At 46.3% G+C, this 12,130-nt stretch carries 10 protein-coding genes and 1 riboswitch; of the genes, 6 read left to right on the top strand and 4 right to left on the bottom strand.

Going from position 1 to position 12,130, the window contains the following annotated elements; translation table 11 throughout:
* Positions 1-95 precede the first annotated feature (95 nt).
* Positions 96-205: riboswitch (TPP riboswitch) on the bottom strand.
* Between the two features lie 467 nt (positions 206-672).
* Positions 673-1,023, top strand: a complete 351-nt coding sequence (locus ACFQ4A_RS11985; RefSeq protein WP_382400912.1) for a hypothetical protein — start codon at positions 673-675, stop codon at positions 1,021-1,023.
* A gap of 114 nt (positions 1,024-1,137) precedes the next feature.
* Positions 1,138-1,977, top strand: coding sequence for a YitT family protein (locus tag ACFQ4A_RS11980; protein ID WP_382400910.1), 840 nt, complete (start codon positions 1,138-1,140; stop codon positions 1,975-1,977).
* 215 nt (positions 1,978-2,192) lie between these two features.
* Here ACFQ4A_RS11980 and ACFQ4A_RS11975 read toward each other — a convergent pair whose 3' ends face one another.
* Complete coding sequence (locus ACFQ4A_RS11975; RefSeq protein WP_382400908.1) at positions 2,193-3,107, bottom strand: glycine betaine ABC transporter substrate-binding protein; 915 nt, start codon at positions 3,105-3,107, stop codon at positions 2,193-2,195.
* Positions 3,108-3,759: 652 nt separating this feature from the next.
* Here ACFQ4A_RS11975 and ACFQ4A_RS11970 point away from each other — a divergent pair.
* From ACFQ4A_RS11970 to ACFQ4A_RS11960, 3 genes are all read left to right on the top strand, one after another.
* The gene (locus ACFQ4A_RS11970) at positions 3,760-4,722 is read left to right on the top strand and encodes a Bug family tripartite tricarboxylate transporter substrate binding protein (protein ID WP_382401121.1); all 963 of its coding nucleotides are present in this window, start codon (positions 3,760-3,762) and stop codon (positions 4,720-4,722) included.
* Between the two features lie 74 nt (positions 4,723-4,796).
* On the top strand, positions 4,797-5,279 hold the full coding sequence (locus tag ACFQ4A_RS11965; RefSeq protein WP_382400906.1) for a tripartite tricarboxylate transporter TctB family protein: 483 nt from the start codon (positions 4,797-4,799) through the stop codon (positions 5,277-5,279).
* Between the two features lie 22 nt (positions 5,280-5,301).
* Positions 5,302-6,810, top strand: coding sequence for a tripartite tricarboxylate transporter permease (locus tag ACFQ4A_RS11960; protein WP_382400904.1), 1,509 nt, complete (start codon positions 5,302-5,304; stop codon positions 6,808-6,810).
* Positions 6,811-6,912: 102 nt separating this feature from the next.
* Here ACFQ4A_RS11960 and ACFQ4A_RS11955 read toward each other — a convergent pair whose 3' ends face one another.
* The gene (locus ACFQ4A_RS11955) at positions 6,913-7,479 is read right to left on the bottom strand and encodes a sigma-70 family RNA polymerase sigma factor (protein ID WP_382400902.1); all 567 of its coding nucleotides are present in this window, start codon (positions 7,477-7,479) and stop codon (positions 6,913-6,915) included.
* A 382-nt stretch (positions 7,480-7,861) separates the two neighbouring features.
* On the opposite strand from ACFQ4A_RS11955, the gene ACFQ4A_RS11950 reads away from it, so the two are divergent.
* Positions 7,862-8,971 (top strand): glycerol dehydrogenase, encoded by a 1,110-nt coding sequence (locus ACFQ4A_RS11950; protein ID WP_382400900.1) that lies wholly within the window; start codon positions 7,862-7,864, stop codon positions 8,969-8,971.
* Positions 8,972-9,052: 81 nt separating this feature from the next.
* On the opposite strand, the gene ACFQ4A_RS11945 is transcribed toward ACFQ4A_RS11950, so the two are convergent.
* Positions 9,053-10,405 (bottom strand): alanine/glycine:cation symporter family protein, encoded by a 1,353-nt coding sequence (locus ACFQ4A_RS11945; RefSeq protein WP_382400898.1) that lies wholly within the window; start codon positions 10,403-10,405, stop codon positions 9,053-9,055.
* A 357-nt stretch (positions 10,406-10,762) separates the two neighbouring features.
* Positions 10,763-11,653, bottom strand: a complete 891-nt coding sequence (locus ACFQ4A_RS11940; protein WP_382400896.1) for a DMT family transporter — start codon at positions 11,651-11,653, stop codon at positions 10,763-10,765.
* Positions 11,654-12,130: the final 477 nt, after the last annotated feature.

Genomic DNA, 12,130 nt, shown 5'->3' with positions numbered 1-12,130 from the left:
CCCTCCTCCTGTATTCACCGGCCCAACGAAAAAAACCACTTTCCAAAAGCCAATGGAAAGTGGTTTGAGCATCGCTATCAACAAGGAACATAGTGCTGTTCAACTTGCCACTTCCCTACGCCGGCTTTAACCGTCTCAAGTTCAAAGGGTCTCAGAGTAGCCACTCCGATCTCAGCCTTTTACAAAAGCACCCCTAGTGGAATTACAAAATTATTCAATTTAACATTAAATTAACACGAAAATTCAGATGTGTCAAAAAAGCGTAAGGAATACAGCATCGGTTGAAACCTCCTGGAGTCCCTAATATATTGCTTGATCGGAATAAGACATGCTAAACTGTATCCCATATAAACTAGATTGATAGCTGTTCCGGACTGACTGACGGTTTGTCGCCACATGATAAACCGTTTTAATAATGCCAGTAGGTGAAACGTCAATCAGTGGCGTGGTTGGGCCTGCAGGATGTGGTCATGCAGACGTTGGCAATTGACGTGGCGGTTTTAGTCTGCGTTTCCTCCCCCCCATTGCACTAATAATAAGGAAGAAAGACTAATTACTCGGGCGTCGTTGAGCCTGCATCGCGCAAACCCGAACAAAATCGGACATATACTGGCCGTTGAGTGATGCGTCCATCCGATTATCAACCAGAGTGGGGCGGTTATCGACCGGAGAATGCCGAACTTCAACCGGAGTGGGGCGGTTATCGACCGGAGAATGCCGAACTTCAACCGGGACGGGGTGGCTATCAACCGGAGAGCGCGGAACTTCGACCGGAGCGGGGCGGTTATCAACCAGAGAACGCCGAACTTCAACCGGAGTGGAGCGGTTATCAACCGGAGAAGGCTGAACTTCAACCGGAGTGGCATGGTTATCGACCGGAGAATGCCGAACATCAACCGGAGTGGGGCGGTTATCGACCGGAGAAGGCTGAACTTCGACCGGAGCAGGGCGGTTATCAACCGGAGAAGGCTGAACATCAACGGGGCCGCACTTATCATTCCTGATTTCGCCCCGCAGGCTTGACGCGGGGGCTACGGCGAACAGGACGTGCCGGGCCGACAATGCGACAGGACGCCCGAATTTTTGTCGGCCTGCCGGTTACATACGTGATAAAACAAGAACATGGAGGTGGGGAAGATGGAGAGACTGGTTAAAGATTTGATCATGATCGTGGCCGGAACATTACTTTATGCCCTGGCGCTGACCTTTCTGGCAATCCCGAACAATCTCGCTGACGGCGGTCTTCCGGGATTATCGATTATATTACACTATGCGTTTGACTGGTCACCGGGTATTGTGAACTTCATTTTGGCATCGATCATCATCCTGATTGGCTATCGCGTATTGCCACGACGCACCATTTTTCTGACTGTGATCACCGCGCCGCTCATTTCATTTTTTATGTATATCACCGAAATCGGAGTTGATTCGTTGGGAGACCCGCTCGTATCAGCCATTTTCGCGGGATTTTTCATTGGTATCGGCGCCGGCCTGATTTTTCGGACCGGCAGTTCCATGGGTGGGACTAGCGTTATTGCGCGTATGCTGAACCACAACTTCGGACTGGATTTGACGCGGACCAACTTTGCGCTCGACGCAGCTGTTGTGACATCCGGTCTGTTTATCATCGGTCCGCTCCACACCATGTATACGATCGTTTCATTATTTGTTGGTAAAAAGGCGACAGATCTGATCATCGAAGGGCTTGACACACGAAAAGCCGTCAGCATCATTTCCGCTTATGCCCCGGAAATAACCGATGAAGTCGTTCAGCAAATGAAAACAAGCGCAACGGTATTTGAAGGCTATGGTGGTTACATGAAAGATAACGCTGATATGGCCTACATCATCATTAACAAATACCAGATTATGAAACTCAAACGCATCATCAACACAGTCGATGACAGAGCCTTCGTCGTCATCCACGACGTCCGTGATGTATTCGGCGGTAGCTTCTCCTGGTCAAAAAAACCATAGTAACGGAGGTATCGTTATCTCGGGCGGGAGATTGCGCCCTCGAGCTGAAGATTGTGCGCTCGGGCTGAAGTTTCCCCGCTCGGGACGAAGATTCTGCCCTCGAGCCGAAGACTGTGCCCTCGGGCTGAAGTTTTTCCGCACGGGCTGAAGATCGAGCTCTGCCCTACTAACAAAACGGAACAGGGCTGACACACCAGCCCTGTTCCATTCACAAATTATTCAGTTGGTATGCCGTCAAGCCATTCGTCAACCAGATCGGGATTATTATCAATAAATTCCTGGACAACTTCTGCCGGATCCTCATCTTCCGCATGGACTTTCGGCATCATTTCATCAATCATCTCATACGTTTCATCATATTGTTCCATCACTTTGTATGCTCTTGGCGCATCTTCCTCCAGGCCATCACGGGCGACTGTATAAATCTGATCACCAGCCCCACCATAAATTTCCTCTGGATCCTCTAGCATTTTCAAATCCATTGTACCGAAAATCCAGTGTGGTTTCCAAAGCGGCACAATAATCGGTTCTTCATTTTCAACAGCTGCCTCTAATTCAGCAAGCATCGCCGCTTCAGAGCTTGTCGTCAGCTCCCAATTGTCCAAACCATATACGTCAAACGCTTCTTCCGTGTTTTCCATAATGCCGGCACCTGGATCGATTCCGACAACCTCCCAATTAACTGATTCACCAAGTTCCTCATTATCTTTTAAATCCTCAATTGAATTCACATCTTCCATGTAACTCGGAACGGACAAAGCCAGTGGTGCCTCATCAAGCACCTGTTTGACCTGGACAATATCGTCTTCATATTCCTCCCAGTATGATGCGTGGGTGGCCGGAAGCCATGCGGATGTATGGAAGTCAGCCGAACCATCGGCAACACTGGACCACATCGGGCCGGCCTCGACCTGTGTCAGTTCAACATTGTAACCGACTTTCTCAAGCAGTGCACCCAGCATATGTGTACTGATGGTTTCCCTTGCCCACGCCACGTAAGGCTGGGTTAAATCCTCCTGCCCCAATTCAGGCCCGTCACTTGTTTCTTCAGTGCCCTCGTCTTTCGAGGCATCCGTATCTTCTTCCTCTTCGCCATTACCTCCGCATGCTGCCAAGAGCATTGACAACATAAGAAGCAACACAAAGGCTGTCAAACCAAATTTGATTTTGCGATTGATAAAAATAGAAAAAACCCCCTTTTTGTATATAGTTGTCAGCCTAATTGACCCTTATATGATAGGTATGCCTGTTTGCTAGTAATCTACCAAACAACGTATGACGTGTTGGTTGGATAATTAGAAATTAACCGGCAAATGTGACAACTAGTCTTTATCATAACAAAAATAATGGTCTTAATATAAATGAGTATCATGACGATACGGCTTGTATATAACATTATACGTGTGATACTAGCGCATAAATTTTATTATTGAAAAACTTTTCAGGATTATGGGCTAATATGCCTGTTTTTTGGACTTTGCCAAATAAGTAAGGCAAACACGCTGCCCAACAGCCGCAGTTTCGCCACCGGCACAAAACTCCCCTCTCTTTTCAACCTCTGATGACGATTTTATTTGGTTTCACTTGATGTCTTACATTCATAATGAAACCAATTTTCCCAACAATTCTTATTGACTGTAAGTAATTTTTCGATTATAATATCCTAAAATATTCAGATGATTAGTATAGCTTTCGTTTTGATGTCAAAATATTATCAAAATAGAAAAATGCTATTACATGATCTTCATGACTAACAACCAGGAAAGGATGAGCATTAACGTGATGAACAAGAACATACGCGCACTTGCTGTATTGCTTATAATCGTTTCCGCGGCAATGGTACTAGCAGCCTGTGGGAATGACGAAAATTCAGCAGAAAATTACCCGGATCGCGAAATTGAGATGACTATTCCGTGGGATCCGGGTGGAGGCAGTGATATCGAGGGACGTGTGGTAACGGATCATGTATCAGAGGCTTTGGATGAATCAATGGTCGTCGTTAACGTTCCGGGTGTTGGCGGAACGGTCGGCATGGAAGAATTATTGGAACAGGATGCCAATGGCTATCATATCGGGCAAATGCATGAAGGCCATTTAGTGGCGCACCACACGGATGTCACAGATGTCAATTATGATGATTTTGAGCCGATTGCTTCCATGTCAGCATCCGATCAGCTCCTGGCTGTATCAAATGACTTAAATGTTGACTCATTGGAAGAATTCGTTGAATACGGGCAAGAAAACACCATCGATTTTGGCGGAACGGTCAGTGGCATTCCCCGTGTTTGGGTGGAACAAATTGGCCAGGAACTCGATATCAACTATAATCTGGTCGGTTATGAAGGTTTGGGTGAAGCCGTCCAGGCACTGGCAGGCGGCCATGTCGATGCGGTTATTGTAGACTATCCCTCAGCGGCCGAATTTGTTGAAGCCGGTCATATGTCATTCCTGGGCATTGGTACAGAGGAAAGAAATGACACGCTGCCGGATGTCCCGACATTCAAGGAAAAGGGTTATGATTTGACTATGGGGATTAACCGCGGCTACGTGGCGCCGGGCGGTACCGATCCGGAAATCATTGAAATGTTAAGCAACACATTTGAAGAAGTAGCCAATCGTGATGCGTTCGTTAAAGAGATAGAAGATCTGGGCGCAAGTGTCAACTTTATGAATCATGACGAATACGCCAACTACCTGGAAAATCAGAATCAAGTCATTAAAGAAACAATCGAAAATATCGAATAGACAAGCATCTGACAAAGAAAGGACGAGCGATCGTCCTTTCCTTATTCTAATCATGCATAAGTGGGGAGAATAATATGGGAGAAATTGTTATCGGGATTCTTTTAATCCTGTTAAGTGCCATCATCTATTTTAATTCCGGTGATTTTCCGCAAGTCAATGAAACCCATTTGGATCCCGGCTCCTACCCAAAACTGATTGCGTTGCTGCTCGCATTACTGGCAGCAGCGCTTGTCATCAAGCAATCCATTTTGCTTGTGAAAATGAAAACATCAAGCTTTGACGGAGGTTTCCGGGCATTTGCGGCCAAGCAATGGAAGGAATACAAATTGATCGTGTTCATACTGGCCGCCCTCGGGTTGTATATTGTGTTCATGGATGTTATCGGATTTATCATAACCAGTATTCTATTTATGATTGCTGCCGGTTTGATCATCGGACCGCGACATAAGAAACAAGTCATCATCATTAGTGTCATATCTCTAATTGTCACGCTAGGCATGTATGTTTTTTTTGAAAATGTACTGTACATCAGATTCCCGGATGGACTGCTCTTATAGAATCAGTATGTGAGGTGAAAAAATGCTCGATTTATTATGGCTTGGTATAAATGAAATCTTTCAGTTCCATATTTTAATTGTTATCTTTTTAGGTGTCATAGCAGGCATTTTAGCCGGCGTCATTCCCGGTTTTACCGTGACAATGGCCATCGTGCTGACCCTGCCGCTAACCTTTGGGATGGAACCTGTCACAGGTATCGCGGCTATGATCGGGGTACTCGTTGGTGGTATGTCAGGCGGTCTGATCACCGCTGCCTTACTCGGCATTCCCGGCACCCCATCTGCTGTCGCGACCACATTTGATGCCTATCCTATGGCACGAAAAGGTCAACCGGGAAAAGCATTATCGATTGGGATTTGGGCATCCTTTTTAAGTTCGATTGTCAGCCTTTTCCTACTCATTTCCATCGCACCGCAGATTGCCAATCTGGCGCTTATGTTCGGCCCATGGGAAATGTTTTCACTGATCGTCGCTGCCTTGACCATCATCGCCAGTGTGACAGGTGAATCTATCTTAAAAGGCTTGATTGCCGGGCTGTTCGGTTTACTGATTGCCACAGTTGGCGCTGATCCGATTGCTGGCATTTCCCGTTTCTCGTTTGATAGCCAAACACTCCGGGCCGGCATCCCCTTTCTGGTCGTTCTAATTGGCATGTTCGCGATTTCCAGACTACTCAATTCAGTGGAACGCTCAGAACTTGAAAAAGATCTGCAGCAGAAGCAGGAGGATAAAATCCAGGGCATCAAGTTTGTCCTGAAACCGAAAGAAACATTCATGACGGTCATCCGAAAACCGGTAAACCTCATCCGCTCGTCCGCTATCGGGGCTATCATCGGGGCCATACCCGGTGCTGGCGGCAGTATCGCTAACATTATCGCCTATGACCAATCCAAAAAATGGTCAAAGGAATCCGAGAAATTTGGAACCGGTCATGAAGAAGGTGTCGTTGCATCTGAAGCCGGCAATAATTCCACGGTTGGCGGTGATCTGATCCCGACCATAGCCCTGGGGATTCCGGGCTCGGCCGTGACCGCTGTCTTATTATCAGCTTTAATGGTTCACGGCATAAATCCAGGCCCCTTGCTGATTACGAACGAACCAAACATTGTTGGTGGTATCTTTTTGGCCTTTTTGGTGGCCTCGTTTTTTATGCTGATCACGCAGTTTTTGGGGATTCGCCTCTTTGTTCGGGTGACAGAAGTACCTGCCCGTATTTTGGTTCCGGTTATCCTGGTACTATGTGTGATTGGCACATTTGTGTTAAATAACCGTGTTACGGACCTGTATCTATTGTTCATCATCGGGATTATCGGCTACTTTTTTACAAAATACAAATTTGCGCTAGCTCCTATTATTATTGGAGTCATTCTCGGCCCAATCGCTGAAGTTAATTTACGCCGGGCTTTCATGTCCGATCCTGACTGGACATTATTTCTGAGTCGCCCGATCTCATTAGCGTTCCTGATACTGGCTGTCTTATCGATTGTTTTCACTATATGGCAGACCCGGAAAGCAAAAGCGAAAAATTAATAACCTTTAAAGTCCCCCTTCCTGCTCCACGCAAGAGGGGGTAAATTTTCCTGTAACATTGTCGATCTATTCGGTGTTTTGTCGGAGAACTTCATATTCAAGTTACATCCCTTCATCCGTGATCCGGCGCAGTTTCCGCTTTGCTCCCTTACCCCAGCTTTTCACTGCTTCTCTTGAGGTGTCTTCCTGCTCGGCAATCGCCGTGATCGTCAGGCCCTCGACCACATGATACGTCACCCATTTCCACTGATTTTCCGTCAGCTCGTCCTTTATTGTTTTCCATAAAGCTGCTGAATCGATTCCTTCATATGGAAACGGCGTATCAGCAACTTGCATGACCGGGTAGGCGGTTCCATGACGCCGATAATAATTGCCATCCTTCATTCGTGTCGATTGTTCCTGCAGGTAAATGGCATCCTTTTCGTGTTCCCGGTTCTGTTTGCGCATCAAATCAATTAGGCGGTTCCGGATCGTATAGTTAAAGTATGTTGCCAGCGGGCCTTTGTCCGGCTCATATTTCTCATAGGCATTCCACATAGCAACAAGACCTTCCTGATAATATTCATGATGCGGATCCCTAATATTCAGCCGGTGAATGTGATAATGAATCCTCAGCTCATTTTGCTTAAAAATTTCCTCAAATGTGAATCGCTTTTGCTTTCCCTCCATCGTATTTCCCCCTCGACATAAAATTGATAAGTCCTGTTTTAATTACTATCGTATCGAAAGGTGTTTTGGGGGCATGAAAAGAAAAAATTTTTCAAGCTGCCTCGTGATAGACCCGAGGTGATAATAATTTAACGCCATTTTAGAACATGAGTTCCCATAAGTAAAGCGGTTTGGGTGAATTTTTTTAATTGTGCCCCCTGCAGCACATTTTGTTCGATTATGATTATGAAGGGGACTATACAATGCCGTTCCAGGAAGGATGCACCGAACGGGGAACGCGATCTAACCGTACATTGACAGAAAGATTCACAAAATAGATGCGTGTTTTTTCGGCTAACTAGGGAAACGATAATTGGGACATAATGAAAAGGAGTGTTACAACATGAGTGAACGCATTTTTATCAGCCCCGCCAAATATGTGCAGGGGAAAAACGCGATTAAAAATATCGGGCAATATGTCAAAGATCTCGGTGAACAAACTGTCGTCATAGCAGATGAAACGGTTTGGGACATTGCCGGACATGATGTGGTTGAACAACTGAAACAGGAAAACATTACGGCTGAGGAGGTCCTGTTTAACGGGGAAGCTTCCAAGACGGAAATTGAGCGGATTACAGACACTGCCAATAAAGCGAACGTAACCGTCGTCATCGGTGTCGGCGGCGGTAAAACACTGGATACCGCCAAAGCAGTCTCCGATGAAGTAAACGGCTACACGGTGATTGTGCCGACAACTGCCTCGACGGATGCACCGACAAGTGCACTTTCCGTCGTTTATTCGGATAAAGGCGTTTTTGAAGGGTATCGTTTCTACAAGAAAAATCCGGACCTCGTTGTGATCGATACGAAAATTGTGGCAGGCGCACCACCGCGTTTTCTGGCCTCAGGAATTGCCGACGCGTTAGCGACATGGGTCGAGGCCCGCAGCGTCATCAAAGTTGGCGGCGACACGATGGCAGGCGGCAGCACAACGATCGCTGCGCAGGCGATTGCGGAAAAATGTGAAGAAACCCTCTTTCAATATGCCCACCTGGCCTATGAATCCGTCAAAGCCAAGTCGGTTACACCAGCACTGGAATCGATCGTGGAAGCGAACACCCTACTCAGCGGTTTAGGCTTTGAAAGCGGGGGACTCGCAGCAGCCCATGCCATTCACAATGGCTTCACCGCGTTGAAGGGCGACATCCACCACATGACTCATGGTGAGAAAGTCGCGTTCGGCACACTTGTCCAGCTCGCTCTGGAAAAGCATAGCATTGACGAAATCGAGCGCTATATCACATTATATGTCAGCCTCGGTCTACCGGTCACACTCGAAGACATCCACTTAAACGATGCATCCCGCGACGACCTTATGAAAGTGGCCGAAGCAGCAACAACCGAAGGCGAAACCATCCACCAGGCCTTCAACATCACAGCAGACGACGTGGTCGATGCCATCTATGCAGCCGATCAATATGCACAGGCTTATAAGAAAAAGCATGCAAACTAATCATGCGATGTTTACGACATAAAAAAGCTTGCGGACTGTTTCCCGCAAGCTTTTTAGCATTGAAGACGGTGCGATAAGGGCTTATGACACTTTCTGTTGTTCTTCCTTAGCTTTTTTCTGAAAACGCTTGGTTTCAAAAATGATCACACCCGATAACCCAAGCAATCCGATCAGGTTAGGCGCGGCCATCAAGCCATTCAAGATATCAGCCAGCGTCCAGACCGCATCAAGTGATGCTGTCGCACCGACGAAAATAAATAGAACAAAAATGGTACGATAGGCTTTGACAGCAGTCGGGTTCTTAAACAAGTATTGGAAACATTTTTCCCCATAGTAGGCCCATCCCAAAATGGTGGACGTGGCAAAAAACAGTAACCCGAATGTTATTAAATACGGTCCTGCACTGCCCAGCAAGGTACCGAAAGCGGAAGCCGTCAGCACCCCTGCTTCGATGGATCCATCCTGCCAATTGCCGGACATAACAATGGTAATCCCGGTGATGGAACACACAATAAACGTATCAATTAAAACTTGAGTCATGGAAACGAGAGCCTGTCTGCCCGGCATGTCAGTTTTGGCCGCAGCTGCAGCAATAGGGGCAGAACCCAAACCTGCTTCATTGGAAAACAAGCCCCGCGCGATCCCAAAACGTATCGCAGCACCAACGGCTCCACCAGCAGCAGCTTCACCTGAAAACGCATAAGTAAAAATCGTTCCAATCGCTTCCGGTACCAGATTAATATGCATGATCATAACAATTAAGCCGGCAGCGATATAAAATACTGCCATAATCGGAACAAGGAAAGCAGTTACACGGCCGATCCATTTAATGCCGCCAATAATAACCAATCCTGCAAAAACAACAAGCACGATACCGGTAACCCAAAAGGGCACGGAAAACGTACTGTTCATTAAATCGGCAACGGCCTTTGCCTGCGTCCCGTTGCCAATGCCAAATGCAGCAAGGGCACCAAATATCGCAAACAACACACCAAGCCATTTCTGTTTTAAGCCGTGTTCCAGATAATACATGGGACCCCCGGCCATATTTCCCTCGGAATCTTTCACACGATACTTTACAGCTAGAATAGCCTCACCATATTTAGTCGCCATTCCGAAAAAGCCAGCGACCCACATCCATAAAATAGCTCCGGGTCCACCCAAAACAACAGCGGTTGCTACACCGACTATATTACCAGTTCCAACTGTAGCTGCTGATGCGGTCATAAGCGCCTGAAAATGGGAAATATCCCCATCCGATTTTTTATCCTGGTTTCTGGAAAAAGCAAGCTTTAAAGCATAAGGCAGTGAGCGAACCTGAAGGGCACCAAGTCTAATCGTTAAATAAATTCCTGTCCCTACCAAAAGAACAAGCAAAGGCACTCCCCAAACAATATCACTTACCTGGCCTAAAAACTCTTCAATTTGCGCCATAAGCGTCTCCTCTCTATTAGAGTGATATCAAGCGACCAAAACCCTATTCCCTCCTTTTTTGTGCAGTTTTTGCTCATCTTTTAAGCGATGCGTTATCACACTTATCTATTTATTATAAGTTAACCGAAAATTTCGTAACATGTCAAGAAGAAATTTCAAGCAAAACCATCCTTAGTATTAAGGTTGAGGGTGAGCCGTTCTCGTTCCCACGCATACCGCAGAGCGATAACCTCATTTTTGGGGATAAAGTGAATCTACAGGACGCCCGAGTGTTTGTCGACCTTCCCGTTTCAAGCGGGATAAAAAAACTGTCCCAAATATCACAATCACATGACGTTTGGGACAGCTTTCATATTTCTATGACGATTTCAACTGTTTCACCTGTTTTGCTTCCTGTTTATCCATCCGGTTGTTTTTCAGGAACATATAGAACGATGCGCCGAATATGATGACGTAACCAATCACACTGAGCAGCGTCGGAATTTGGCCAAATAGAACAATGCTCAACAGCGCCGAATAAACGACCGTCGAATAGAAGAAAATCGAAATCTCGTTGGCCGGTGCGAACTTATAAGCAAGCGTTATACCAAACTGCCCCACCGTTGCAAATGTACCTGCCAGGATGAGCAGAACCCATTGCTGCCAGCTCATCGGTTCATAAAGTGTAATCGTGAACGGCAGCAGGACAAGCGTTGTAAAAAATGAAAAATAAAATACGACCGTATAATGCTTTTCCTTGTTCCCCAGGACACGGAGAAGCGTATAAGCGCCGGCCGCAAACACCGCGCCAAGTACCCCGACAATATAAGGGAATATCTCAACGGAAAATTCCGGTTGAATGATAAACAACGCCCCGACAAAGGCCACAAGTATGGCAAAAACCTGAAACCGCTGAGCCTTTTCTTTCAGGAAAATCGCACAAAAAATAATGAGTATGAACGGACTGAGTTTGTTCAGCATCTCGGCATCGGATAACACGAGATGGTCAATCGCATAAAAGTTCAGCACAATCCCCACTGCCCCAAGCGCCGAACGGGACAGCAGCAGTTTCTGATTCTCTCTTTTCCCAAACATTCTTTCCTTATGACGTAAAACAAAACCTAATGTGATGATAGCGGCGATTATATTACGGAAAAAGGCCTTCTGCATGGTTGGCAAATCTCCGGAAAGCTTCACAAAAGCCCCCATGAGTGAAAAACCTAACGCAGAGACCAGTAATAACAGAATTCCTTTATTTCGATCAGACATCGTTGTTCCTCCAGTTGTTTTATCAATCGAATTCACATGCAAATTTGGTTTATAGGTGCAGTGTTACGGCTCGTGTTTGTGGTGTCCCGGCACATTTTTGACGCGCTCACGCCCATGTTCGGTGTACGCGTGCCTATGTTTCCAGAACGCGTGTCGAAACGCCTGTTATCTGGAAAGCTATCGGCACCAATTGACTATCTTAATACAAAACTAAATCAATGGAAAGAAATCTGTTTGGAAGACGTTGTTAATGCCTTCATTTCACGCGGTGAATCACTTAACGGCCGGTTTTGTTCCCCACTCAAATACGGATGCACTACACCACTTCCCTAGAAGTCCGGTGAAAAACTATATTTTTCATCCATCAAAGATGCGAGAGATGCGAGCAAAGACCCGAATTTTTCTTGGATTCTCTTAAAAATAAGGGGAATAAAGTGATGATGGTGGTGTATTTCATCCCGATTTTTCGTTTCAGCG

The sequence above is a fragment of the Lentibacillus salinarum genome (genome assembly GCF_042679865.1).
Lineage (GTDB): Bacteria > Bacillota > Bacilli > Bacillales > Amphibacillaceae > Lentibacillus > Lentibacillus salinarum.
Note: the sequence above shows the minus strand (reverse complement) of the source record. Positions and strands in the feature narration are given on the sequence as shown.